This window comes from Myxococcus sp. MxC21-1 (genome assembly GCF_032612255.1).
Classification (GTDB): domain Bacteria; phylum Myxococcota; class Myxococcia; order Myxococcales; family Myxococcaceae; genus Myxococcus; species Myxococcus virescens.
This window is the reverse complement of the sequence record NZ_CP123278.1, coordinates 4,883,271-4,907,461: the sequence shown is the minus strand read 5'-3', so window position 1 is coordinate 4,907,461 and position 24,191 is coordinate 4,883,271. Positions and strand designations below refer to the sequence as shown.

At 69.5% G+C, this 24,191-nt stretch carries 18 protein-coding genes and 3 pseudogenes; 14 read left to right on the top strand and 7 right to left on the bottom strand.

What is annotated here, in order from left to right:
• The first annotated feature begins 62 nt into the window (after positions 1 to 62).
• From QEG98_RS21860 to QEG98_RS21840, 5 genes and pseudogenes are all read left to right on the top strand, one after another.
• Positions 63 to 980 carry a HEAT repeat domain-containing protein gene (locus tag QEG98_RS21860; RefSeq protein WP_090490592.1) on the top strand — a complete coding sequence of 306 codons (918 nt, stop codon included), beginning with the start codon at positions 63 to 65 and terminating at the stop codon, positions 978 to 980.
• Positions 958 to 1,593, top strand: a complete 636-nt coding sequence (locus QEG98_RS21855) for a hypothetical protein (protein WP_316562683.1) — start codon at positions 958 to 960, stop codon at positions 1,591 to 1,593. The genes QEG98_RS21860 and QEG98_RS21855 overlap by 23 nt, the downstream gene beginning before the upstream one ends.
• A gap of 36 nt (positions 1,594 to 1,629) precedes the next feature.
• A pseudogene (locus QEG98_RS21850) lies at positions 1,630 to 2,633 on the top strand (biotin--[acetyl-CoA-carboxylase] ligase).
• A gap of 13 nt (positions 2,634 to 2,646) precedes the next feature.
• Positions 2,647 to 3,417: a type III pantothenate kinase gene (locus QEG98_RS21845; protein WP_090490589.1), complete on the top strand. Its 771-nt coding sequence runs from the start codon at positions 2,647 to 2,649 to the stop codon at positions 3,415 to 3,417.
• On the top strand, positions 3,414 to 4,547 hold the full coding sequence (locus tag QEG98_RS21840; RefSeq protein ID WP_316562682.1) for a hypothetical protein: 1,134 nt from the start codon (positions 3,414 to 3,416) through the stop codon (positions 4,545 to 4,547). Before QEG98_RS21845 ends, QEG98_RS21840 begins: the two co-directional genes overlap by 4 nt.
• A 52-nt stretch (positions 4,548 to 4,599) precedes the next feature.
• Here QEG98_RS21840 and QEG98_RS21835 read toward each other — a convergent pair whose 3' ends face one another.
• The 4 genes from QEG98_RS21835 to ald all read right to left on the bottom strand — a co-directional run bounded on the left by QEG98_RS21835 (position 4,600) and on the right by ald (position 9,395).
• Positions 4,600 to 6,288 (bottom strand): response regulator, encoded by a 1,689-nt coding sequence (locus QEG98_RS21835; protein ID WP_316562681.1) that lies wholly within the window; start codon positions 6,286 to 6,288, stop codon positions 4,600 to 4,602.
• Positions 6,289 to 6,464: 176 nt separating this feature from the next.
• Positions 6,465 to 7,364 (bottom strand): anti-sigma factor family protein, encoded by a 900-nt coding sequence (locus QEG98_RS21830; protein ID WP_316562680.1) that lies wholly within the window; start codon positions 7,362 to 7,364, stop codon positions 6,465 to 6,467.
• Positions 7,365 to 7,386: 22 nt separating this feature from the next.
• Positions 7,387 to 8,028, bottom strand: coding sequence for a sigma-70 family RNA polymerase sigma factor (locus tag QEG98_RS21825; RefSeq protein WP_011554150.1), 642 nt, complete (start codon positions 8,026 to 8,028; stop codon positions 7,387 to 7,389).
• A gap of 242 nt (positions 8,029 to 8,270) precedes the next feature.
• Positions 8,271 to 9,395 carry an alanine dehydrogenase gene (gene ald / locus QEG98_RS21820; protein WP_090490585.1) on the bottom strand — a complete coding sequence of 375 codons (1,125 nt, stop codon included), beginning with the start codon at positions 9,393 to 9,395 and terminating at the stop codon, positions 8,271 to 8,273.
• A gap of 186 nt (positions 9,396 to 9,581) precedes the next feature.
• Here ald and QEG98_RS21815 point away from each other — a divergent pair, with 186 nt between their 5' ends.
• The gene (locus tag QEG98_RS21815; protein ID WP_316562679.1) at positions 9,582 to 10,886 is read left to right on the top strand and encodes a radical SAM protein; all 1,305 of its coding nucleotides are present in this window, start codon (positions 9,582 to 9,584) and stop codon (positions 10,884 to 10,886) included.
• 132 nt (positions 10,887 to 11,018) lie between these two features.
• Here the strand turns inward: QEG98_RS21815 and QEG98_RS21810 are convergent.
• A pseudogene (locus QEG98_RS21810) lies at positions 11,019 to 11,887 on the bottom strand (response regulator).
• Positions 11,888 to 12,057: 170 nt separating this feature from the next.
• Between QEG98_RS21810 and QEG98_RS21805 the strand changes: the two are divergent.
• The 6 genes and pseudogenes from QEG98_RS21805 (at position 12,058) to QEG98_RS21780 (ending at position 19,374) form a co-directional block, all read left to right on the top strand.
• Positions 12,058 to 12,540 (top strand): chemotaxis protein CheW, encoded by a 483-nt coding sequence (locus QEG98_RS21805; protein WP_011554146.1) that lies wholly within the window; start codon positions 12,058 to 12,060, stop codon positions 12,538 to 12,540.
• Positions 12,537 to 12,911, top strand: coding sequence for a Frizzy aggregation protein FrzB (locus tag QEG98_RS21800; protein ID WP_316562678.1), 375 nt, complete (start codon positions 12,537 to 12,539; stop codon positions 12,909 to 12,911). The genes QEG98_RS21805 and QEG98_RS21800 overlap by 4 nt, the downstream gene beginning before the upstream one ends.
• A 5-nt stretch (positions 12,912 to 12,916) precedes the next feature.
• Positions 12,917 to 14,170 (top strand): methyl-accepting chemotaxis protein, encoded by a 1,254-nt coding sequence (locus QEG98_RS21795; RefSeq protein ID WP_090490581.1) that lies wholly within the window; start codon positions 12,917 to 12,919, stop codon positions 14,168 to 14,170.
• Positions 14,171 to 14,203: 33 nt separating this feature from the next.
• Positions 14,204 to 16,536, top strand: a pseudogene (locus QEG98_RS21790) (hybrid sensor histidine kinase/response regulator).
• A gap of 37 nt (positions 16,537 to 16,573) precedes the next feature.
• Positions 16,574 to 17,578 (top strand): chemotaxis protein CheB, encoded by a 1,005-nt coding sequence (locus QEG98_RS21785; protein ID WP_316562677.1) that lies wholly within the window; start codon positions 16,574 to 16,576, stop codon positions 17,576 to 17,578.
• Positions 17,572 to 19,374 carry a CheR family methyltransferase gene (locus QEG98_RS21780; RefSeq protein ID WP_316562676.1) on the top strand — a complete coding sequence of 601 codons (1,803 nt, stop codon included), beginning with the start codon at positions 17,572 to 17,574 and terminating at the stop codon, positions 19,372 to 19,374. Before QEG98_RS21785 ends, QEG98_RS21780 begins: the two co-directional genes overlap by 7 nt.
• A 27-nt stretch (positions 19,375 to 19,401) precedes the next feature.
• Here QEG98_RS21780 and QEG98_RS21775 read toward each other — a convergent pair whose 3' ends face one another.
• Positions 19,402 to 19,722 (bottom strand): polyhydroxyalkanoic acid system family protein, encoded by a 321-nt coding sequence (locus QEG98_RS21775; protein ID WP_090490577.1) that lies wholly within the window; start codon positions 19,720 to 19,722, stop codon positions 19,402 to 19,404.
• Between the two features lie 104 nt (positions 19,723 to 19,826).
• The gene (locus tag QEG98_RS21770; protein WP_316562675.1) at positions 19,827 to 21,293 is read right to left on the bottom strand and encodes a deoxyribodipyrimidine photo-lyase; all 1,467 of its coding nucleotides are present in this window, start codon (positions 21,291 to 21,293) and stop codon (positions 19,827 to 19,829) included.
• Positions 21,294 to 22,084: 791 nt separating this feature from the next.
• On the opposite strand from QEG98_RS21770, the gene QEG98_RS21765 reads away from it, so the two are divergent.
• Together QEG98_RS21765 and QEG98_RS21760 are read left to right on the top strand one after the other, a co-directional pair.
• Positions 22,085 to 22,936, top strand: coding sequence for a hypothetical protein (locus QEG98_RS21765; protein WP_316562674.1), 852 nt, complete (start codon positions 22,085 to 22,087; stop codon positions 22,934 to 22,936).
• Positions 22,937 to 23,004: 68 nt separating this feature from the next.
• Positions 23,005 to 24,150 carry a DUF1015 family protein gene (locus tag QEG98_RS21760; RefSeq protein WP_316562673.1) on the top strand — a complete coding sequence of 382 codons (1,146 nt, stop codon included), beginning with the start codon at positions 23,005 to 23,007 and terminating at the stop codon, positions 24,148 to 24,150.
• The last annotated feature ends 41 nt before the right edge of the window (positions 24,151 to 24,191 follow it).

Here is a 24,191-nt window from a genome sequence, read left to right as displayed (position 1 = left end):
GCACTCCAGGAGGTGAGGGATTGGTCGGCGCCGTCGCTCTCCAGGTGTTACCCTGGGGAGCGATGAAGCCGGTCCTGTTGCTCGCCTCCTGCGTCGTCCTGCTGCTCGGTGCCTGCCGGTGGCAGTCGCCGCGCTACCCGGTGGCGCCGGTGGAACTCTCCGGAGCCACCCTGCGGGACAACGCCCTGCTGGGCCTGGCTCCCGAGGGCGTGGCCACGCTCTTCACCGCCGCCCTGAAAGACTCCGGCCGTTTCGAGCAGAAAGGCGCGGATGCGCCGCGTGAGGAGCGGCCCTGGCGCATGACGCTGGACGTGCCCTTCACCCGCGAAGTGCTGAAGGACGGTGACCCGCGCAGCTTCGCCGAAGTGGGTGCCAACCTGGTTCTGGAGCGCTTCGGTGGGAGTCTGCCCCAGCGCTACGAACTGGTCGGGCTCGGAGAGGCGCCCGTCGAGGAGGACTCGCCCGCGGGACGGCAGATGGCCATGCGCACGGCGCTGGCCAACGTCCTGCGCCAGGTGACTGAGTCCGCCGTCATGCAGCTGACGGCGCTGGACCGCTCCGATGAAGCGCTGGTGCTGGACCTCAAGGCCACGGACTCTCGGGTGCGGGAGTTCAGCCTGCGCACGCTGGCGGAACGGCAGCACCCGGCGGCCGCGCCGCTGCTCATCGACCGGCTCAAGGAAGCGACCGACGCGGAGACGGTGCGCAGGACGATGGGCTCGCTCGTGGAGATGAAGGCGCGAGTCGCCGTGCCCGTGCTCATCGATTTGGCGCGTGGCCGTGACCTGGGCTTCGTGCAGGAGATTGTCTTCGCGGTGGGCGAAATCGGTGGCCCAGAGGCGGAGGCCTATCTCTACACGATGGCGCAGGGGCACGATGCGCCCGCCGTCCAGGCCGCCGCGCAACAGGCGCTGGACACGCTCTACGCATCACGTAAGCACTCACCTGCGGAGGCGCGTGGCCCCGGCCGCGCGGACTGACATCGACATGAAGCGTTCATTCGGCATGGGCGGGGCCGCGGTGCTGGCGGCCCTGGTGCTGGGCACGGGCTGTTCCAAGAACGTCGACGCGGCGGCGGGCGCGAGCGCCAGCACCGATGACGTGTCCGCGTACTACCCGCTCGCGGTGGGCAACAGCTGGACCTACCGGCTCAACGGCCGCGACGACAAGCAAGTCACCGTGGAGATTCTCAAGGAAGAGGCTGGCGTCTTCCATGACAGCCAGGGCGGTCAGCTCTCGCTGGACGGCTACGGCTTGAGAGATCCCAAGCGCTACCTGCTGCGCGGTCCGGTGAGGACCGGGCACTCGTGGACGAACGTGGTGTCCGTGTCCTCCACGGAGCGCTACCACATCGTCCAGGCGGGGGACTCCTGTGAGACGCCCGCGGGCACCTTCCCGCGCTGTGTCCAGGTGGAGGGCCGCAACCGGGCAGACGCCAAGACCACGTTGGTGAACACGATGACGTTCGCGCCTGGCGTCGGCATGGTGCGCATCGAAATGGCCGTGGAGACCAACGGCCAGCTGGTGCCGCAGACCTCCCTGGAGCTGACGGCCTGGCAGCTCCGGGACGGCGTGGCGCCGCCTTCGGGCTGATGCTGATACGGTGGAGACTCTCCACGAGGTGCCGCTGTGGCCGCCAATGCGAACGAGCAGACCCAGGAAGAGCTCATCCTGAGCTTCCTGTCGGAAAGCGGGGGCGATTACACCTCCGGTGAGGCGCTCTCCAGCAAGCTGGGCCTGTCACGCACGGCGGTGTGGAAGCACGTGGAGGCCCTGCGCGCGAAGGGGTACCGCATCGAGGCGGTGTCCGCGCGAGGCTACCGGCTGGTGGAGGTGCCGGACCGGCTCACCTCGCTCGAGGTGGGCCCGCTGCTGGACACCCGCGACCTGGGCCGCACCATCCACCACCACGAATCGCTGCCTTCCACCAACGAGAAGGCCTTCCGCCTGGCCCAGGATGGCGCCGGCATGGTGAGGTCGTGGTGGCCGAGCAGCAGACCGCGGGAAAGGGGCGCCGGGGCCGCACCTGGGTGTCCCCGCCGGGCCTCAACCTCTACTTCTCCGCCATCCTCCGTCCGGGCCTGCCGCCCCAGCGCGCGCCGGAGCTGACGTTGGTGGCGGCCGTGGCGCTGGCGGAGTCGCTGCGCGACGCGGGCGTGGAGGCCGCCATCAAGTGGCCCAACGACGTCCACATCGACGGCCTCAAGGTCGCGGGAATCCTCACCGAGTTGTCCGCCGAACCCGAGCGCGTGCACTTCGTCATCGTGGGCGTGGGGGTCAATCTCAACTCCCAGGCCGAACACTTCCCGGAGGAGCTGCGGGCCACCGCCACGTCGTTGTCGCTGGCCCTGGGGCAGCCGGTACACCGGGCCCGCTTCGCTGCGTCGCTCTGGACGCGGCTGGAGGAGTGGCTGGACCTCTACCTGGACACGGGCTTCGACGCGGTGCGTGCCCGCTGGAAGGCGCTGTCCTCCACGCTGGGGCAGGACGTGCTGGTGCGCACCGACCGGCAGGAGCTGCGGGGACGGGCCGAGGACATCGACCCATCCGGGGCGCTGCTGGTCCGGACGGCGGAGGGCTCGCTCGAACGCGTGTTGGCGGGCGACGTGGAGCAGCTGCGCCCACGGCGGTAGAGTGCGCGGTGTGATGCTCCTGGCCATCGACGTCGGCAATACCAACACCGTGCTCGGAGTGTTCGAGGGCCGGCGCCTGCTCGACCACTGGCGCGTGGAGACCAGCACGCGCCGCACCTCGGATGAGTACGGCATCCTGGTCCGGCAGCTCTTCACCCATCGCGGCATCGACCCGATGAAGGTGACAGCGGTCGTCGTCTCCAGCGTGGTGCCGCCGCTCCAGTCCAACCTGGAGAAGATGAGCGAGCGGTACTTCCGCATCCGTCCCATGTTCATCGGGCCCGGCGTGAAGACGGGCATGCCCATCCTCTACGACAACCCCCGGGAGGTGGGCGCGGACCGCATCGTCAACGCGGTGTCCGCCTACGAGAGGCATCACGCCGGCGTGGTGGTCGTGGACTTCGGCACCGCGACGACGTTCGACGCGGTGTCGCCGAAGGGAGAGTACCTGGGGGGCTGCATCTGCCCCGGCATCAACATCTCCATGGAGGCGCTGTTCCAGAATGCCTCCAAGTTGCCGCGCGTGGAGTTCGCGCGGCCGCCACATGTCATCGGGCGCAACACCGTGCACTCCATGCAGGCCGGGCTCGTCTACGGCTACGTGGGCATGGTCGACGGCATCTGCGCCCGCATGCAGGCCGAACTGGGCTTTCCGGTGAAGGTCGTCGCCACCGGAGGGCTCGCGTCGCTGGTGGCCAGCGAGTCCAAGGCCATCCACCAGGTGGATGAGTTCCTCACGCTCGAGGGCCTGCGCATCATCTACGGAAGGAATCACGCGTCATGACCACTGCCGCTCCCAACGCCGTCCCGGCGCCGCCGCCGGGCTGTCCCTTCGATGCGGAGTTCCTGCCGCCCAACCTGCGCAAGCACGTGGACCCCGCGGCGCCGGTGCCGCTGCGGATGATGGCGGCGAAGTCGCTCATTCCGCTCAGCCCCTCCGACATGGTGGGCGCGCTCTACATGCTCACGTTCGACCCGGACGCGAACGTGCGCGAGACGGCCGCGAAGACGGCCGCGGGGCTGCCGGACAGGATCCTGGGCTCCGCGCTGCGTGACGAAGAGGTGCAGCCGCCGGTGCTCGGCTACCTCCTGGGGCTCGTGAAGGGCAACGAGGCCTACGCGGAGATGCTGGTCCTCAACGCCAGCACGCCGGACGACGCGGTGGCGGACGTGGCGAAGGACTGCAGCCCGAAGCTGGCGGAGATCATCGGGCAGAACCAGCTCCGTCTGCTGCGCCACGAGGACATCCTCCGGAACCTCTGCGCCAACGCGAGCGCGCCGGTGTCGCTCATCGACAACGTCTGCGACTTCGCGGTGCGCAGCGGCCTGACGCTGGTGGACGTGCCGCAGATGAAGGCCGCGCGCGTGCGCGTCTTCGGCCCCGAGGCCGCGGAGGCGCCGCCGCCGCAGGGCCCCACCGCGGAGGAGGTGCTCCAGGAGTTCCAGGAGGCCGCGGACGAGTCCGCCGCGCCCATGGAAGAGGGCAAGCGCCTGACGCTGGCCCAGCGCGTGATGCGCATGTCCATTGCGGAGAAGATCAAGCTGGCCACGCTGGGCAACAAGGAAGCCCGCACCGCGCTCATCCGCGAGACGAACAAGCTGGTGGCGGTGGCCGTCATCCGCAGCCCGCGCATCACCGACGGTGAGGTGCTTTCGTGCGCCGCCAACCGCGCGATGATGGATGACGTGCTGCGCGTCATCTACAACAACCGCGAGTGGACGAAGAACCACAAGGTGAAGATGGCGCTGGTGAAGAACCCCAAGGTTCCGCTCACCGTCACCATGAAGTTCCTCAACTCGTTCCGCGACGCCGAGCTGAAGGACCTCAGCCGCGACAAGAACGTGCCCGCGGCCGTGCAGGGCTTCGCGAAGAAGCTGCACGAGAAGAAGACGACCCCGAAGAAGCAGGGGTAGGGGGCTGGCGGTGCCCCGGGCACGGGTGGCCCGGGGAGCGCGGCCCGTGCGACTAGGCCGCGGCTTCGCTGGCGTCGTCCGCCACCGAGGACGCGGGCTCGTCCAGGAGCTGCTGCGCGATGACGAGCGCCTTCTTCGTCTTCTCGCGCAGCTTCTCCTCGTTCTTGATGCGCGCGTAGAGGCGCGTTACGCGCTCCTCGTTGCGGGCCGTGGCGGCCTCCAGCTCGGCGATGCGGCCGCGCAGTTCGTCGGCCTCCGCGCTGGCGCGGCTGCTCTGCTCGGACAGCTCCACCTGGGCCTGGCCCAACTGGACGCGCAGGTCCTCGGCCTCATGCTGCGCGGCCTGGACGTCCGCCTCCAGCTGCCCCGCGCGAGCGCGCAGATCCTCCAGCTCCGCGGCGTAGGCATGCGCCTGGGCCTGGTGCTGATCCAGCTCCGTCTGCAGCGCGGTGAGCTGCGCGGACGCGCCCCGGGCCTCTTCCTTGGCCGCGGCCAACTGCTGGTCCACGCGCTTGCGGTCCGCGGCGAGCGACTCCGCCCGGGCGGTCAGCGTCTTGAGCTGGGCGTCGCGCTGGGCGAGCTCGGACTCGGCGGTGCTGGCCTTCTGCTCCAGCTCCAGGCTCTGGTCCTTGAGCTCGATGATCTCCTGGTCCTTCTGATTCAGCTCCGTCTTGAGGCGGAGGATCTCCTTGTCCTTTTTGTTGGCCGCGTCGCGGAGGGCGAAGGTGTCCTTGTCGTTCTTCCCCGAGGACGCCCGGGCCGCCTCCAGCTCCGTGGCCTGGCTCTCCAGCTGCGCCTCCAGGTCGCGCACGCGCTCCTCGGCGTGGGACGCCGCGCCACGCGAGTCATCGAGCTCGGCCTGCAGTTCGGCCACCTTCGCGCGCAGGCTGCGCAGCTCCGCGGCGTCGGCCGCGGGCGCCACCGCGACGGGCGGCGGGGCAGGGCGGACCGGCGCGGTGGGACGGGGCACCGGGGGCGGCGCGACGGCGCGGGGCGGCTCGGGCGGAGGCGCGGCCACGGGGGCCGGAGCGATGAAGCCGATCACCGTCTTCTCGTCGGAGGCGTCATCCAGCCCCTCGAGCGGATCCTCCGAGTCGGTGCCCAGCGAGTCGAGCGTGGAGAAGTCCTCCTCCACGCCTTCCACCACCGCCTCGGGCGGCGCGACGACGACTTCTTCCTCGAAGGACGGCGTCTCCTCGGGCGCGGACAGGTCGCCGAAGGCGGCGTCCAGGTCCAGCTCCTCGCCCGTGACGGAAGGCTCCTCCGCGGTCTCCACAGAGATCTCCTCGCCGAAGTCCGCCGTCATCGGCTCGTCGCCGAGCGCGTCCAGCGTGAGGCTCTCGTCGACGACGTCCTCGGTGGCGGGCAGCTCGGGGAAGCCGATCAGCGCACCCGCGCGCTCCACCAGCTGATCCGCGTCCACCGGCTTGGCGACGTACTCGTCGGCGTGGGCCTTCAGCTTGCGGTGCTGCGCGAAGCCGTCCGGGTTGCCGATGATGACGATGGGGACGTTCTTGAGGTCATCGTCCTTCTTCAGCTTGCCGCAGATGAGGTAGCCGTTCTGTCCCGCGGACAGGTCCACCGCGAGCACCACGAGGTCCGGTCGGTCCCTGCGGATCTGCTCCACACTGCCCTTGCCGTCGGTCGTCTCGTCGACCGTGAAGCCCCGGCCCTCCAGGGCCGAGCGCAGGGTGGCGGAGAGCGCGGTGTCGCTTTCGACGATCAGGATTTTCTTCGACATGGAGGGACGGCCCGTCCTGGTGTGCGGCGCGCACAAACGCCCTACCGGCCGCGACGCGCAAGGTGATGATGTGCGTCGAGGCTATCGGCCATGCGCGGGAGCGTCAATGTTCGGACCGGGCGGAATTCCGGCTGCCCGAGGAGCGGGCGAGCGCCGTCACACAGCCGACGTTTCCGTCACTGAGGGTACGTCACCGGCTCGACGGAGATGGGAGGCCAGGAGTGCGGCGTGCGCGGCGCGGGCGGGAGCGAATACAGCGGCTCGTCGGCCTCCGGCGCGGACTTGCGCGCGAGCTTCTCACCGCTGTCGCGCTCGGCGAGCATCCGGCGGATGTCGCTTTCGTCCATGTCCGTCACCATCTCGTAGACGATTTCATCGTCGCGCCAGGTGACGACGTTGAAGCCCTGCGCGGAGTCCACTTCCACGGCTTGCAGGGCCTGGAACTTCGGGATGACGACTTCGTTGTCGCCAGGGAGCACGAAGACGCCCAAGCGGCGGCTCGGCTCACCTTCGTTGTCTGGAAGGGTCTCGTAGCTGATGTACGCGACTTCGCGGCCGTTGAGGATGGAGATGCGCCCGCCCAGCGGCTTCGCCTTGGGGATCTGCGGGACGGTGATTCGCGGATCCACCTTGTCCTTGAACCACTCCTCGACCTGCTCCGGCGTGTTGGAGGCAATCTCGAAGGGGAGCGCCTTGCTCTTGCTGTGGCGCTGCACCGCTTCCGTCCTGGCCGCGCTCAGCCGCTGTTCGGCGTGGAACGCGGCCCAGCCGCCGCCCACCGTCACCACCACCAACGCCATGGCCCCGGCGCGCAGCCAGACGCCGAATTGGACGCGGCGCTGCTCCTGCTGGAGGCCCACCTGGATGCCGGCCCGGAGCGACGCGGGAGCCCGCATGCCCGAAACGGAGTGGCGCGCGGCTCGCCGCAGCGCCTGCTGCATCTGCTTCTCTTCCTCCGCGCGGCGCCGGCAATCAGCGCACCCGGAGAGGTGGGTTTCGAGGTCCACTCGTTCCTCGGGCTGGAATTCGCCGTCGAGGTACGGATAGAGCAGCCGATCGAGGTCCTGGCAGTTCATGGCGCGCGCTAGGAACGGGTTTCTACCCTGTCTTCTTCCTGTGGCGATACTCTTCCAGGTCCGCGGGGGCGTTCACCGGCTCCCCGTCGTGCCGGAATACGCCCTGGCCCTCGGCGTACTCACGCAGGTTCTTCTGCAGGAGCTTGCGTCCGCGGAACAGGCGGCTCATGACCGTGCCCACGGGGCACTCGAGAATCTCCGCGATCTCCTTGTAGGAGAACTCCTGGAGGTCCGCGAGGATGACCACCAGCCGGAAGTCGATGGGCAGCGCGTCAATGGCCCGCAGCACGTCGTCCGACAGGAGCCGGTCGAAGAAGTACTGCTCGGGGTTGGCCGCGAAGTCCGTCGCGTCCCGGCTCACGAAGCGCTCGTGGACGGCCTCGCGCTCCACGCCTTCGACCACCGTGCGCTCCTTCACCTTCCGCCGGTAGCGGTTGATGAAGGTGTTGGTGAGAATCTTGAAGAGCCAGGCCTTGATGTTCGTCCCGCGCTCGAACTTGTCGAAGAAGCGGTACGCCCGCATGCAGGTGTCCTGCACCAGGTCCTCGGCGTCGCGCTCGTTCTTCGTCAGGCGCAGCGCCGCCGAATAGAGCGGGTCCAGATGGGCGAGCGCCAGCTCTTCGAATTCCTGCTTCGTCCGGTTGGGTTGCCTGAAATCCAACATGTCCCGCCTTCCAAGGGCCCGAAACAAAAGGGGAATGAGTTGTCGCTTACCCGCCAAATGTATGCACGGGAACAACCAGGGCAACAACGGCATCCCACGACACCCGCCCGGACGCCCGCTTCGGGAATACACGACGCCGGCCAGGGAAACATATTCCCTAGCAGAGATAACGAGCGGGGAGGCCGGATGTCGCCATCCGAACCTCCCCGCCAGGGACTGCGTCGTTTACCTGCTTACCGGGCCTACTTGCCGGCGAGCGCGTCCGCGATGGGCATGTAGGGGTAGCCCATGTCCTTCGCGACGGCCTCGTAGGTGACGTGGCCGTTGTAGGTGTTCATCGCACGCGCGAGGGCGCGGTCCTCCTTCACGGCCGCCGCCAGGCCCAGGTTGGCGATCCGGAGCGAATAGGGGCGGGTGACGTTGGTGAGGGCGTAGGTGGACGTCTGCGGCACGGCGCCGGGCATGTTGGCGACGCAGTAGTGGACGACGCCGTGGACCTCGAACGTGGGGTTGTCGTGGGTGGTGGGCTTGCACGTCTCGATGCAGCCACCCTGGTCCACCGCCACGTCGACCACCACGGAGCCCGGGCTCATCTCCGAGATGAGGGCCTCGGAGACGAGCTTCGGGGCCTTGCGACCGGGGATGAGCACCGCGCCCACGACGAGGTCGGCCTCGCGCACGGAGCGGGAGATGCTCTCCGAGTCGGAGGCCAGCACGCCGACGCGGCCGAGGAACACGTCATCCAGGTAGGTGAGGCGCTCCATGTTGACGTCGATGAGGGTGACCTCGGCGCCCATGCCCACCGCCACCTTGGCGGCGCACAGGCCCACCACGCCGCCGCCGATGACGGTGACGCGGCCCCGGCGCACGCCGGGCACGCCGCCCAGGAGGATGCCCTTGCCGCCGTGGGCCCGCTCCAGGCACTTGGCGCCCACCTGGATGGCCATCTTTCCGGCCACCTCGCTCATGGGCTTGAGCAGCGGCAGGCTGCCGTCGTCCGGCTGAAGCGTTTCATAGGCCACGGCCGCGGCCTTCTTCTGGAGCAGCGTCTTGGTCAGCTCCGGGTCCACGCCGGCCAGGTGGAAGTACGTATAGATGATCTGGCCGGGCTGGATGCGCGCGTACTCGGGCGCGATGGGCTCCTTGACCTTGATGATCATCTCCGAGCGCTTCCAGACCTCGTCCGCGGTGGAGACGATCTGTGCGCCGACGCGCTGGTACTCCGAATCGGGGATGCCGGAGCCAACGCCGGCGTTCGTCTCGATCAGGACCGTGTGACCCGCGGCGATGAGGGCGGCGGCGCCAGCCGGCACCATGCCGACGCGGTACTCGCGGGTTTTGATCTCCTTGGGAACTCCGACGATCACGACTGCCTCCGAGAGGGGGACGTAAAAAAGCGCGCGGACCCTAACGAGGGCCCAAGGGGGAATCAAGGCGCGGGCAGACAGCCCGGCATGAGCGCCATTTGCGTCAAACACCTCTGAAGACATGACGCGAGGCGTTGGATGCGATGCGTGATGAAGCGTGCGCCGCTCGTGTTAGTTAGCAGGGACATGACGTCTGCTCCGAAGCTCCTATTCGCGGACCCCAAGGGACGGGTGATGGAACATCCGTACCTGCTCGCCACGCTGCGCAGCGGCGAAGAGCTCGTTCCTCCGCAGGACAAGCCCATTCCGCTGCCGTCCTCCGGGCGGCTCGTCCACCTGCCAGGGCGCCTCCCGGTGGGCCTGCATCCGGAGACGGGGGAGCTGGAGCTCGTCCGGGAGATGAAGGTGGGGGACAAGACGTTTGTCCCCAACGCAGTGGGCGCGCTGCTGCCCCCCGGCTACACGCGCACCTTCCTCCCCGGCGAGGTGAAGGGCAGCGGCCCCGTGCTGCCGCAGTGGGCGTACACCGCCGCGGCCTGGGTGGGTGAGGGGCCGGTGGCGTGGGCCATCCATACCGACCGTCGCTCCCACTGGGACCCGGAGCGGTTCTCCACGCCGGACATGAAGGACCTGGTGGCGAAGCACATGGCGCGCTTCCCGGACAACCGGGTGCTGAAGCAGCTCAAGACGTGCGCGATGCTCTATCGGTGCTTCACGTCGCAGAACACCTTCTACGTGCGTGACGAGGCCGCCATCCCCGCGTCCGTCATGTGCAACGCGCGCTGCGTGGGCTGCATCTCCGACCAGCCGGCGGACGGCCCACCGGCGTCGCACGAGCGCATGGATGACGGGCCCACGGGCGAGGAGATGGGCCAGATTGGCCTCTTCCACCTGGAGCACGCGCCGGGCCGCACCATGGTGAGCTTTGGCCAGGGCTGTGAGGGCGAGCCGCTCACGCGCTGGAAGCAGATTGCCGAGGCCATCCGCTACATGCGGGCGCGCACGCAGGCGGGCTCCATCAACATCAACACCAACGCCAGCCTCACGCGCGGTCTGGAGGCCCTCTTCGACGCGGGGCTGGACGCCATCCGCGTGTCGCTCAACTCGGCGGTGAAGGACCTCTACGAGGCCTACTACAAGCCGGTGAAGTACGGCTGGGAGGACGTGGAGGCCTCCATCGCCCTGGCGCGTGAGCGCGGCGCGTACCTGGCGCTGAACCTGCTGCTGTTCCCCGGCGTCACCGACCGCGAGGGCGAGGTGCGGGCGCTGGAGCGGCTGGTGAAGAAGTACCGCGTGGACCAGGTTCAGACGCGCTCGCTGTGCATCGACCCGTTGCAGTACCTGGAAGTGGCGCGCGAGCGCGGCGCGGGCGGAGAGCCGGTGGGCATCCGCACGCTGCTTCAGCGGCTGAAGGCGGCACGCCCGGGGCTCATCGTGGGCAACTTCGCGCGCGGGCTGGAAGAGCGCGAGAACGCAGCCGGGGTCCGGTAGCGCCTGGGGGGACGGGGAGGGCGTTCCTTCCCCTGTCAGATTGGAGGCCCGGTGGGCGCTCCGTCCTCGGGAGGCAGGTGGCGCGGCCTCGGGGGCACACGCCAGGAGGGGCCGCGACGCGGCCCCTGGGGACTACTCGTTACCGGTGGGCATCAGCTCCTTGGCCACCAGGTTGCCCATCACCGCGTCCTTGGGGATGTAGCCGTCGGCGCCCGCCTCACGGCAGATGCGCTGCAACTCCTCGACGTTCTCACCCGAGCACAGCAGCACCTTGATGCCCTTGAAGAGGCTGTTGCTCTTGATGAAGCGGCAGAACTGCTCGCCGTTCACGTTGGGCATGCGCACGTCCAGCAGCACCAGGTCCGGACGCGTCTGCTTCTTGAGGATGATCTTCGTGGCCTTGTCGGCGGTGTCCGCGACGTGGACCTCGAAGCCCTTGGTCACCAGGTCCGCTTCGATGATGCGGGCCGTCATCTCGCTGTCATCCACGATGAGGATGCGCGGCTTGCGCCCGCCCGTGGTGGGCGCGGGTTTGAGGCCGCCCGTCGCCGCGGGGACAGGGGCCGCGGGAGCCGGCGGGGTGGGCGCCGCCGCGGGGGCCGCGGCCGGGGCGGGCACGGCGGTGGGGATGCCCAGGGCGGGGGGCCAATGAGACCCATGACCCCGCCGAGCACGGCTTCGAGCCCACCGCTCTTCAGGATGTAGCCGTCCGCCCCCGAAGCCTTCGTCTTTCCGTCCAGCTCCGCCTCGGAGATGTCGGAATAGAGGACCAGCTTCGCGGTGACCTTCTTCTGCCGGCGGAGGTACTCCACGACGTCGTCGCCGAACATCTCCGGCATGTTGACGTCCATGAGGATGAGCGAGAACGGCCCCTCGGCGAGCTTCTGCTCGAGGCTGGCAAGGTCCTGCGCGCCGCTCGCCTGGTAGCCGGCGGCGGTGAGCGCCCGGACGGTGAGCTCCACCAGCATCGGGCTGTCATCAATGACCAGTACGCGCGACATCGTCCTCCTCAAGGGCTTCGCGGTAGAACCCTACACCTTTGGTGCAGCGCGGACCATCGAAACGGCGACCAGGCGGGCTGGTCGTCAGGTCCTCTTGACCGCTATTCATCGCCTCCGGATACTTTGGCGCCTTGACCACGACCTCGACTCCCCTCCAGCGAGCACTCCGGATGGCTCCGGACCGCGCCTTGGCCGCCCAGGCCCGGCCGGAGCAGGAGTTCTTCTGCTTCCGCGTGGGCGACCTCCGCCTGGGCGTGCCCAGTGAGAACGTGCTCGAAGTGCTTCGGGCCGGTCTGCTCACGCCCTTGCCCCGGACCCCGTCCTTCATCATGGGCGTCACCGGCCACCGGGGCGAGGTGCTCCCGGTGCTGGACCTGCTGCGCTTCCTCTCCAAGGGAGAGGCCCGCATCGGCCCGCGCACCCGCCTGTTCGTCGGCGTCACGGGCAGCTACGTGGCCGGCGTCGTCGCGGACACGGTGCTGGGGCTGCGCCGCATTCCCGTGGCGGACATCCTCCCACCGCCCCTGGGCGGCGACGCCGCGGCCGAGCACCTGCTGGGCGTGGTACAGGCCAGCGGCAACCAGGAAGCCATCAACCTCCTCAACTTCTCCAAGCTGCTCCAGACGGCACGGCAGCGGGCGGTGGCGCGGTGAACGACGACGCCTTCCATGAGAAGGAGGAAGAGGTGGACCTCCTCTTCTTCGACATCGGCGCCACGCTCTACGGCACGGATGCGTCCCAGGTGCTGCGCATCGACCGCGCGCTGCCGGAGGACCTCACGCTGGCGGAGCTGGGCCTGCCCCTCCGGGGCAACCGCGCCATCGTCTTCGACACCCCGGAGGGTGAAGCCCACCTCAAGGTGGACGCCGTGCACGGCGTGCGCTCCATCCCCGTCAATTCCTTGCGCCGGATGCCTCCCACGGCCGGCGCCGCAGCCTACGCAGTCGGTGTGTGCCTGGAAGAGGCCCGCACCGTGTTGCTCATCGATCTGGTCGAAACCGCAAGGACTCAAGGAAGGCACTGAGACACATGTCCCTGGACACCCCCAACGAGAAGCCCGCTGGCAAGGCTCGCGCCCGGAAGGCCCCCGCCTCCAAGGCCGGCGCCACGAACGCGGCGTCGACCTCTTCCTCCACCAAGGCCATCACCGACACGCTGCTGACGGTGCTGTCCGGCAACCTGCAGGCCCGTGTGCCCAAGGAGCTGGTCGGTGAGTCCGGCGCGGAGCTGGCGCACCTGCTCAACCAGGTGCTGGACCAGTTCGCGGCCTCCGAGCACCGCAAGCACGTGGCGGCGCAGGAAATCGATCAGGCGCTGGACGCGCTCATCGGCCTGGTGCGCGAGGGCGACCTGTCCCGGTGGAACACCACCACCGAAGACCCGCAGCTCGGGCCCCTGCTGGAGGGCTTCGGCAAGGTCATCGAGACGCTGCGCACCTTCGTGCGGGAGATCAACGAGGCGGCGTTGAGGCTGTCCTCGTCCGCCAACCAGGTGCTGGCGGCCTCCACGCAGCATGAGACGTCCTCCACGGAGCAGGCGGCGGCCATCCACGAGACGACCGCCACCATGGAGGAGCTGAAGCACGCGTCGGCGCAGATCGCCGAGAACGCGGGCAGCGTGGCGCGCGTGGCGGAAGAGACGCTGGGCGCGGCGCGCGCGGGCCGGGGCGCCATTGGCGAGTTCATCCAGGCCATGCAGCAGATCCGCAGCGACGGCGTCGCGGTGGCGGACTCCATCGCGAAGCTGTCCAAGCGCGTGGAGCGCATCGGCACGGTGGTGGAGGTCATCGACGAGATCGCGGACCGCTCCGACCTGCTGGCGCTGAACGCGGCGCTGGAAGGCAGCCGCGCGGGTGAGGCCGGCAAGGGCTTCTCCATCGTCGCGGCGGAGATGCGGCGTCTGGCGGAGAACGTCCTGGACTCCACCAAGGAGATCAAGAACCTCATCACCGAGATTCGCGAGGCCACGGCCGCCGCGGCCGGCGCCGCCGAGGCGTCCAAGTCCGCCACGGAGTCCGGTGAGAAGCTGGGCGCGGTGGCGGCGCAGGCGGTGGAAGGCATCCTCGCCGGCGTCCAGGAGACGAGCGACGCGGCCCGCGTCATCAACCTCGCCACGCAGCAGCAGCGCACGGCCACCGAGCAGGTGGTGGCCTCCATGGCGGAGATCGAGGACGTGACGCGCCAGACGACGCAGGCCTCGAAGCAGGCCACGGGCGCGGCCGCGGAGCTGACGCAGTTGGCCGGACGGCTGGCCGAGCTCATCAAGCGGTTCAAGGCCGACTAGCGCTTCCTGGAAGGGGAGGGGCGTACGCCGGCCATGGACACCGAGGCTCTCAAGAAATCCCTCCTGAAGAAGTTCCAGGAGGTCACCGCCGACCGCCTCCAGAAGATTCAGCTGGGGGTATTGGACCTGGAGAAGGAGACCGCGGACCAGGCCGCGGAGGACGTCGCGCGCGAGCTGCACACGATGAAGGGCGAGGCCCGCATGTTGGGTCTAGCCGCCATCGGGCAACTGGCGCACGCCGCCGAGGACGTCCTGCGCGCAGAGCGCGAGGGCAAGACGGCCACCGAGGTGGCCACCGACGTCCTGCTCAGGGCGTGCGACGTCCTCTCCGATCTCAACGAAGACCTGTCCGGCGCCAACACGGGCAACCCGGCCAGCGAGGAGATGGTCCGCATGCTCGCGGAAGTCTCCGGACAGACGCCGCCCGCCATCGCAGGAGCACGGCCCGTGGCGCCGCCTCCCGCACCGCCGCCGGCCCCTGTCGCCGCGCCCGTGGTGGCACCGGCGGCCGTCGCCGCGCCGCCCGCGCCGGTGCAGGCTCCGGTGGCACCGCCCCCGCCGCAGGCCCCCGTGGCCGAGCCGGGAGCGCACGCCGCTGCATCCGCGCCTCACCCGGCCGCCGCGCATGGCCGTGACGAGGAGGCCCCGAGCGCCGCGAAGTCCGCGGTGGCCGACCGGAGCATCCGCGTCAACGTGGAGGTGCTCGACGCGCTGGGGTTGCTCGCGGGCGACCTGCTGGTGGAGAGCGCCCGCGGCCGGCTGCGCAGCTCGGAGACGGAGGCGTTGTTCGAGCGCTTCAGCCGCCTGGGGGACCGCTTCCTCCGGCTGGCGGAAGAAATCGACATCTCGAACGAGCTGCGTGAGCAGCTGGACCGCGTGGAGAGCGACCTCCACATGCTGCGCGACGACGCGTTCCGCTTCGTGCGCCGCAACGATGACGGCATCAACACGCTGCACGGCAACCTGGCGAAGATGGCGGACCACGTGGCCGAGGCCCGGCTGGTGCCGCTGTCCACCGTGTTCGACGCCTTCCCGCGCGCCGTTCGCGAGATGTCGCGCACGCAGGGCAAGGAAGTGGACCTGGTCATCGAGAACGCCGACATTGGCGTGGACCGGTCCATGCTGGGCGACGTGCGCGACGCGCTGGTGCACCTGCTGCGCAACTCGGTGGACCACGGCGTGGAGTCCCCGGACACGCGCCAGCAGCTGGGCAAGCCGCTCAACGGCCGCATCCGCATCCGCGTGCGCGTGGACGGCGACATGCTCCACATCGAGGTGGAGGACGACGGCCGCGGCATCGACCCGGAGCGGCTGCGTCAGGCGGCCATCTCCAAGCGCCTCATCAACGCGGTGCAGGCCGCTGCGCTGTCGGAGCGCGAGGCCATCGAGCTCATCTTCCGCCCCGGCTTCTCCACCCGCGACCAGGTCAGCGAGCTGTCTGGCCGTGGCGTGGGCATGGACGTGGTGAAGCGCAAGGTGGAGACGCTGGGCGGCTCGGTGGGCGTGAGCAGCCGCATTGGCCGTGGCTCCACCATCACCCTGCGCCTGCCGCAGTCGCTGGCGTTGATGAAGGTGCTGCTGGTGCGCCTGGGGGACGACGTCTACGGCATGCCCGCTGCGGACGTGGAAGCCGTCATGCGCGTCAAGCCGGATGACCGGCTGGAGATCTTCGGCACGTTGGCCGTGCGGCACCGTGGCAAGCCCACGGCGCTGGTGGCGTTGGGGCCGCTGTTGGGCCTCAACGGCGGCAATCGCTTCGACAAGCCCCCGCGGTGGTGGTGCGTCACGGCGAGGACCACGCGGCGCTGGTGGTGGACGGCTTCGTGGACGAGCGCGAAGTGGCCGTGAAGCCTTGCGGCGGCGAGTTCCTCAAGGCCGCGCCCTTCATCGCCGGCACCGCGGCGCTGGAGGACGGGCGCATCGCCGTGCTGCTCCATGTCCCGGACATCATGGCGGAGGTGCGCCGGATGGCCCGCCCCGTCACCCAGGCCCCCGCCGCCAAGCGCCTCCGGGTGCTGCTGGTGGACGACTCGCCCATTGCCCGCGCCACGGAAGGGGCGCTGGTGAAGGCGCTGGGGCACTCGGTGGAGGAAGCCCAGGACGGCGAAGAGGCCTACGTGAAGGTGCAGAACAACACCTACGACCTCATCCTCACGGACGTGCAGATGCCCAAGTTGGACGGGTTCTCGCTGGCGCGGCGGCTCAAGTCGACGCCCGCGGTGGCTCGCATTCCGGTCATCATCCTGTCGTCGCTCGCCTCGCCCGAGGACAAGCGGCGCGGGTTGGATGCCGGTGCGGACGCGTACCTCGTCAAGGGCGAGCTGGGCGTGGAGGTTCTCGCGCAGGCCATCGACCGGCTGACCTGAGGAGCCAGGCTTGGGCGGTGGCGCGGCAGTCGCAGGTATGGCGTTTCGGGTGCTCATGGTGGGCAAGGGGCTGCGTGCGCTCGCGGCCCGGGGCCTGTTCGATGGGGAATCCCTGGTGCCCGTGGGGCCGGCGGAGGTGGACTTCGCCGGCGCCCTGGTGGCCGTGCAGCGGCACTTCCCGGACGTGGTGCTGGTGGACCTGAGCGCGCTGGACGCGCTGCCCGCCATCGAGCACGTCATGGTGGAGCGGCCCGTGCCGGTGCTGGCGTTGCACCCCGGCGTGTTGTCCGGCCAGGAGGCCTTCCAGGCGATGGTGGCGGGCGCGCTGGACGTGCTGGAGCGTCCGGCGAACCCCGGGCCCGAGTTCTGGGCGCACGTGTCACGCAAGCTGGTGCTGCTGGCGCAGGTGAAGGCGGTGCGGCAGGTGCAGACGCGGCCGCCACCGCAAGCGGCGCGTGAGGCGAAGCCGCCTCCTCCGTATCCGCTGGTAGCCATCGCCGCGTCCCTGGGCGGACCCAAGGCGGTGGCGCAGGTGCTGCGGATGATTCCGCGCGCCTTCCCGGCGCCCATCGCCTACTGCCAGCACATCAGCGACGGCTTCACGGAAGGGCTGGCGCACTGGCTGGCCAATGAAACGGCGCTGCGTGTGCTGGAGGCCGAACATGACGTGCTCATGGTGCCCGGCACGGTGTACATCGCTCCGTCGGGCAGTCACCTCTTGGTCAGACCCGAGGGCAGGTTGGAGCTGGACGCGGGCCCCGCGCTTCGCGGTTTCCGGCCGTCCTGTGACATGCTGCTGACTTCCGCGGGTGAGTCGTTTGGCCCGCGCTGCATCGGGGTCATCCTGACGGGCATGGGGCGCGATGGGGCGCGAGGGTTGAAGGAGATTCGAGAGCGCGGCGGTCGGACCATTGCCCAGGACGAGGCGTCGAGCGTCGTCTGGGGCATGCCGCGCGAGGCGGTGTTGATGGGCGCGGCGCACGAAGTGCTGCCACTGAGCCGGATTGGCGCGGCGCTGATGCAGTGGGTGGATGTGTGTTGACGGCGAGCCAGAAAGTCTTGCAGCAACTCGCCGCGCTGCTGCTGGAGCGCGCGGGACTGAAAATCACGCCGGATGGCTTCCACAGCCTCCGGTTGGCGCTGTCCGCGCGGATGCCCGTGCTGGGACTGGAAGAGCCCGAGCACTACATCCAGCGCCTGACGGGCGCCGGTGGCGAAGAGGAGCTGCGCTCGCTGTTGCCGCTGGTGACGGTGGGGCACACGGAGTTCTTCCGCGACGCGAAGCAGTTCCGCGCGCTGGAGAAGAGCGTGCTGCCGGAACTGGTGTCCCGTTCGCGGCGCGAGATGCGCAAGGTGTCCATCTGGTCCGCGGGCTGCGCGACGGGTGAGGAGCCCTACAGCCTGGCCATGGTGCTGGCGGAGCTGGGCGCGCTGTCGCTGGAGGTGGACCTGTGGGCCACCGACCTCAACCTGGCCGCGGTGGAGGCCGCGAAGCAGGGGCGCTTCACCTCGCGTCGGGCCATCAGCATCAACCAGACGCGGCTGACGCGCTTTTTCAAGCCCGTGGAAGAGGGCTATGAGGCGCTGCCCGCGCTGCGTGAGTACATCCGCTTCGATGGACAGAACCTGGCCGTTCCCGTCTTCGACAAGGTGGCCCTGTCGTCGCTGGACCTCATCCTCTGCCGCAACGTCATCATCTACTTCGACCTGCCCACCATCCGCGGATTGATGGATCGCTTTCTCGCCGCGCTGCGGCCGGGCGGGTTGTTGTTCCTGGGGTACTCGGAGAGCCTCTTCAAGGTCTACGACCGCTTCGAGATGATCGAAGTCGATGGGGCGTTCGTGTACCGCCGCCCGCTGAACGACAAGAGCATGCGGGCGCCGCCGCTGCGCATCACCCCGTATCCTGGCGAGCCCGAGGTCGCCGCGCGCAGGCCCGTGCCCGCGGACGCGTTCACCGCGGACCTGCGCAAGCGGATGCTGCCCGAGGACGTCCCGTTGACGACGCGGCTGCCCGCGGTGTCCGCGTCCTCGGTGGCGGCGCATGGCTCGCCCAGCGTGACGCTGCCGGCGCTGGGGGCCTCTTCCAGTCCGCGTTCCGTGGTGCCTGGGCGGCTGCCCGCGGTGTCGCCCCACTCTCCGCTGCCGGCCATCGCCGCGCCGCTACCTTCCAGTGTCGCGCGCTCGCGTGTCACCGCGGAGCTGCCCACGGTGGGGAGCGGGGACTCCGCCCGTCCGCGCATCACCACCGAGCTTCCGGCCGTGGCCACCACGCCCCGCGCGCCCACCGTGGAGGTGCCCGCCTGGCCCACGCTGCTGCCTCCGGCGGAGCGGCTGGCCATGGCGGTGCGGAAGATGGCGCAGGGGGATTTCTCGGCGGCCATCGCTGGCGTGCAGCGGCTGCTCGCGGACGAGCCCAGTGACCTGGATGGGCTGCTGACGCTGGGCAACCTGTTCTCGCTCACCGGCCGCATCCCCGAGGCGCGCGAGGCCTTCGCGCAGGCCATCCAGCGCGAGCCGCTGTGCGTGGAGGCTCGGGTGTTCGGCGGGGTCGCAGCGTTGCAAGCAGGGGAGTTGAGCGAGGCGCGCTCCGAGCTGGGCAAGGCCCTGTTCCTGGAGCCCACCCTGGCCATTGGCCACTACCTGCTGGCGCAGGTGCACGAGCGCACGCAGGACCATGAGGCGGCCCGCCGCAGCTACCGCAACGCCATTGCCCAGCTTCGCTTCCCGCAGCGTCCCCTCGCGGGGCACTACCCGGAGATGCCGGACTCGGCGGATGCCATCTCTCGCGCGGCGCGTTACGCCCTGGCCGCGTTGGAGGAACAGCCCCTGCGCTGAGGCAGGGGCCGCGTCCCGTGCTTCACGTCAGTCCAGGCTGCTCTTCACCTGGTCCAGGCTCTTGTTCGGGTCGAGCACGGAGCCGAACTTCTTCTGCAGGTAGCTCTTGGCCTGGCCGCGCAGCAGCATGCCAGGGTCGGTGCCCTCACCCTCGACGGCCTTGTCGGTGATGACGAACGAGGCATCCATCTGGATGCCCATCACCTTGCCGACGATTTTCGCGCCTTCCCCCTGCCAGTCCGCCTTCACGCCGTACTTGCCGCCCCAGTACTGGAGCAGCTGATCGACGCGCTGCTTGACCTCCTCCTTGGGGAGGGAGTGGGGGATATCGAACTTCATCATTCCCATGGCTGGCTCCTGATCTCGGTGTCCCGCTTCGTGCGTTTATCCGTGCCCGAGCGGGAATGGAACCGCCGTGTCACTTTTGGGCGCGCGGATGTCAACAGGCTTGCTCACGGGCCTGCCGTCTTGCGGACGCGCTTGAGCTTCACCGGTGGGTCTTCCGGGCGGCCCCAGCGCTCCAGGTAGGGGGCCAGATTGTACTTGGCCGCCGTGCGCAGGGAGCTCATGGGCCGCACCTTGCCCAGCACCGGCCGCTCCTGGAAGGGGCGGTCATGCAGTCCCAGCACCCACATGAAGTTGGCGACGCTCGCGGGGTCCCTGCCATCCACCGCGTACTTGTCGTTGAGGAACGCGATGCGTCGCAGCGCTTCCTGGGGGGAGGGAGTCCACTCCAGGATTTTCTTCCCCCACAGCATGCGCAGGTAGTTGTGGATGCGGCCACGCTCCACCAACTCGCGCTGGGCCGCGTTCCACAAGCCGTCCGCGGTCCGCGCTGTCTCCAATTGCTTTAAAGAATAGCGGTGCTCGCGCGCGTCCTTCTGGTGGCGGGTGAGCGTCTCCTTTGCCCACGGAGGCAGGGAGGCCACGGAGAGCTGCTGCGGCCCCGGCGTGTGGAAGCAGTAGTTGAAGCCCAGCTCACGGCGGACGAGCAGTTCCTCCAGGAAGCCCTGCACGGAAGCATCCTGCGCGCCGCGTGCGCGGATGGCGGCGCGCGCGGCCTCTCCCGCGAAGAGGTTGCCCCAGTGGAAGAAGGGGGACAGGTTGGACTGCCGCGCCAGGCCCGGGTCGTTGCGGCCTTCGTCATAGCCCTCCAACCGTTGGTGCACGAAGGCCTGGAGCGCCTCGAGGCCCGCCTTTCGTCCTCCGCGCTCCTGGATGGGCGCCACCGAATGGTCGAAGTCGAAGGCGTCCAGGGACTCGCGGGCCTCGCGAGCGTCCGACGTGGCGAAGTCCGGCTCCAGCTTGCGTCCGGCCGCGGCGGCCTTCACCGCGCGGTTGGGCACGGCGCGGTCCAGGTACTCCGGCCACAGCTTCTTCAGCTTGGGCCGCAAGGTATAGGCGCCAATCTGCCGCGTGGCGATGCGCTGCATGGGCACCACGCAGGACGCATCCACGGCGAACAGCGGCACGTCCAGGGCCTTGGCGGCGCCACGCAGGTGGCCCGGAATGATGTACGTGGGGAACAGGTCCGACACGATGGCGGCGGCGCGCCGGCCGAGCTGGGCCAGCCGGGGACGGTGTTCCTTCGAGGTCCGGGGCAGCTCCAGCCAGTAGGGCAGCCCGCGCGCGGCGCAGCCGATGGCCATGTCCATCATCCCCTCCAGGGCCCAGGCGTGGAGCCTGTCGGAGGCATGGGGGTAGTCCGGACGGATGGCCTGGTAGACGACGACGGGCAGGCGCAGGTGGTTGCCCAGACCGATGGCGGCATCCAGCGCGTGGTTCTGCTCGGCGCGATGGTTGACCATGCACCAGTAGAGGACGAAGTCGCGGCAGCCGGAAGGAAGGGGGAGGTCCTTCACCACCTGCACGCGCGCCGAATCGACGCCGAGTTCGGACCACGAGAAGCCTTCAGGCATGGGGCCTCACTGATACGCGAGCCGCATTCGCGTCGCGGAGGAAAAGAAGTGCGTGGCTGTGAACGAGGGGACAGGGAGGGTCGGACGGCGCTCCAATTTCCGGCACCCGAGGACAGGTTGTGGTTTTCTGCCGTCCGGCCGGACCGAAGGAGTCCTTGCGTGTCATCATTGAGAAGCTGGAGCTATCTCCCCATCACCGCCCTCGCTCTCGCGCTGGTCATTCCGGAGCCCGCGAAGGCGCAGGCTGGCGGAACCTATCCATCCCCGGGGTCTGCGCAGCCGCCGTCTGCCCCCGCGGGTTATGCGGCCCCTCCGCAGCCCACGTATCGCCAGACGGCGCCGCAGCAGCCCGCGGACCCGTATGCGCAGCCGCCGCAGACGCAGACGCAGCAACCTGCGGACCCATACGCGCAGCCGCCGGCGTCCGCGCAGCCCGCGGACCCGTATGCGCAGCCGCCGCAGCCGCCGCAGCCGGTGGACCCGTATGCGCAGCCGCAGCCGCAGCAGCCGTCAGCGGATCCATATGCGCAACCGCCACAGTCCACGCAGCCCGCGGACCCGTACGCGCAGCCGCCGCAGCCGGTGGACCCGTATGCGCAGCCGCAGACGCAGCAGAGCTACCCCCGGCGCAGAACGCCTATCCCCCTTCGGATGCGCAGGACCCGGCTCGCTACCCGGGTGACACCGCGACGGCGAGCGACGCGCCCACGCTGCCTCCGGATCCGGACTCGCTGCGGACGAAGCCGCAGTCGCCGCTGACGCCGGACGACCGGGCCACGGCGAAGCGGGGCGTGCCTCCCATCGAGGACACCGGGGTGATGCTGGACGGCAGGCCGCGCCAGGGGCCGTTCCTCTCCGGTCCGGGCAGCTTCACCTTCATCGTGCACCACACGACGCTGGGCGCGCTGGGTGGCTTCTTCACGCAGGCGTTCGCCAGCGACTTCAACTTCGACAAGAGCTCGCGTGAGGCGATGCTGGCGGGCACGCTCATCGGCGCGGGCCTGGGCTTCGGTGCCTCGTCGTGGTGGCAGTTCAACAACTGGGTGGACCGCCCCATGGCCACCTTCGGCATCGCCAACTCGGTGGTGGGCGGCATGTTCACCGCGGGCCTGATGGACCTCTTCACGCAGGACGCGGGCGTCCTGACGTGGTCCGCCTTCCTGGGCGCGGAGTTGGGCGCGTGGCTCACGGCGGGCATTGGCGGCGGCCAGCTTCCGCTCAATGACGGCTTGCTGATTTCGTCCGGTGCGGGCTGGGGCGCGGCCTACGCGGCGCTGCTGTTGGCCATCATCCACTTCTCCGGGACACCCGTGTCCGGCAAGACGTGGCGGGACACGCTGCTGCTGGCGCCGGGCATCGGCGCGGGCGCGCTGGCGCTGGCCACCATGCGTTACAACCCGACGCCGTCCCAAATCGTCCGAGCCAACATCTTCGGCGGCGGCGTGGGCGCGGTGGTGCTGCTCCTCTCCGGCGTGGTGCTGGGTGGATTCGATCAGTCCACGCCGTACGTCCTGTCGTTCCTCGGTTCGGCGGGGGCCATCACCACGGTGAGCCTGCTGTGGGAAGAGAGCGTGGACCGCTCCGCCCTGAAGATGGCTGGCCGCTCAGGGAAGGACCGGCCGTACACGAACGTCTGGTGGTAGACGCGGCCTAGGGCAACCAGGCGCGCGCCATGGCACGGCGGGGCAGGAGGCACCACCTTCCCCCCGACATGGCGCGCGTCAATCCATTTTCGGCCCTTCTTGGCTCGCTGGATTCCTCGCTGGAGCCCAGCGGCTACGTGCCGCGTGGCAATGCGGTGCCCCAGCCGTCACACGTTCGCCCCCTCCTGGAGGCGGCCAATCCCACGGCGGAGCTGCGGCGCCTGCGGGACTCGGGCGCGCTGCTGCGGGACACACGCCCCGCGATGTACCTGGTGGAGGTGCAGGGACCCGCTGGCAAGCTCGGCGGCCCGCCGGTGCGATTCCTCCTGTGTGCCCTGAATCCGGATGCGGGCGCCTCGCTGGAGCATGACCCTTACCGGCCCAGGGCCTGGGAAGCGGAGCCCGCTGTCACGCTGACCGCGGATGACCATGGCGTGCTGCGCGGACTGCTCGCAGAGGCTTCTGCGCGCGCCATCGTCGTGTGGGAAGGGCGCTACGGACAGAACACCCTGTCGCTGCGGCGCATCGAGCCTTCCCCCGTGTCGAAGCGGCTCCAGGCCGTGCTGGATGAAGCGCCCATGCGGCCGTTGGCGGCGCTGGACGAGCGCGGCCCGACGCTGGCGGCCGTCGTTCCCCTGTCCGACCCGGGGCTGGAGTTGCTGCCCATCCACCGCGCGCTCAAGGGCGTGGAGACCTTCAAGGAGGAGACGTTCCTCACGCTGGTGACGGCGTACGCGCGCGTCTACGAACTGGATGAGCCCCTGAATACGCCGCGCGGTCTGGCGGTGGCGCGAGAGCGACTGGCCACGCTCATCACCGGGCACCACGCGGTGCTGTTGGTGTTGCCGGGAGGGCGAGGCCGCATCCTCCGGTTCCGTCAGGGGTTGGACCTGGCGCACCTGAAGGGGGCGCCGCGCAATCCCACGCTGCGGAGCCTGGACCTGGCGCTGCTGAACGCGCTGGTGCTGCGGACCGTGCTGGGCATCAAGGACCCGGAGGCGCCGGGGCATTCGCAGGTGTACCCGGTGCAGGGCCTGGAGTCGCTGGTGCAGGGTGTGGAGTCAGGGATGTTCCAGGCGGGCTTCGCCCTCAATCCGCCGCCGCTGTGGGAGGTACGCGCGGTGATGGAGGCACAGGCGACGCTGCCACCCAGCACGCTGCGCGTCGAACCGTTGCCGCCGGCGGGGCTGCTCTACCTGGACCGGGAAGGCTGACCCGTTGGCGTGAGGGTCCTGCGCCAAACTCCGCCGGAGGA

Coding starts and splice junctions, on each gene's coding strand:
- QEG98_RS21805 (WP_011554146.1), top strand. CDS start 12,058: ATGGCTCCGGACCGCGCCTTGGCCGCCCAGGCCCGGCCGGAGCAGGAG.
- QEG98_RS21785 (WP_316562677.1), top strand. CDS start 16,574: ATGGCGTTTCGGGTGCTCATGGTGGGCAAGGGGCTGCGTGCGCTCGCG.
- QEG98_RS21815 (WP_316562679.1), top strand. CDS start 9,582: ATGACGTCTGCTCCGAAGCTCCTATTCGCGGACCCCAAGGGACGGGTG.
- QEG98_RS21835 (WP_316562681.1), bottom strand. CDS start 6,288: ATGTCGAAGAAAATCCTGATCGTCGAAAGCGACACCGCGCTCTCCGCC.
- QEG98_RS21830 (WP_316562680.1), bottom strand. CDS start 7,364: ATGAACTGCCAGGACCTCGATCGGCTGCTCTATCCGTACCTCGACGGC.
- QEG98_RS21825 (WP_011554150.1), bottom strand. CDS start 8,028: ATGTTGGATTTCAGGCAACCCAACCGGACGAAGCAGGAATTCGAAGAG.
- QEG98_RS21775 (WP_090490577.1), bottom strand. CDS start 19,722: ATGGGAATGATGAAGTTCGATATCCCCCACTCCCTCCCCAAGGAGGAG.
- QEG98_RS21760 (WP_316562673.1), top strand. CDS start 23,005: ATGGCGCGCGTCAATCCATTTTCGGCCCTTCTTGGCTCGCTGGATTCC.
- QEG98_RS21770 (WP_316562675.1), bottom strand. CDS start 21,293: ATGCCTGAAGGCTTCTCGTGGTCCGAACTCGGCGTCGATTCGGCGCGC.
- QEG98_RS21795 (WP_090490581.1), top strand. CDS start 12,917: ATGTCCCTGGACACCCCCAACGAGAAGCCCGCTGGCAAGGCTCGCGCC.
- QEG98_RS21860 (WP_090490592.1), top strand. CDS start 63: ATGAAGCCGGTCCTGTTGCTCGCCTCCTGCGTCGTCCTGCTGCTCGGT.
- QEG98_RS21845 (WP_090490589.1), top strand. CDS start 2,647: ATGCTCCTGGCCATCGACGTCGGCAATACCAACACCGTGCTCGGAGTG.
- QEG98_RS21840 (WP_316562682.1), top strand. CDS start 3,414: ATGACCACTGCCGCTCCCAACGCCGTCCCGGCGCCGCCGCCGGGCTGT.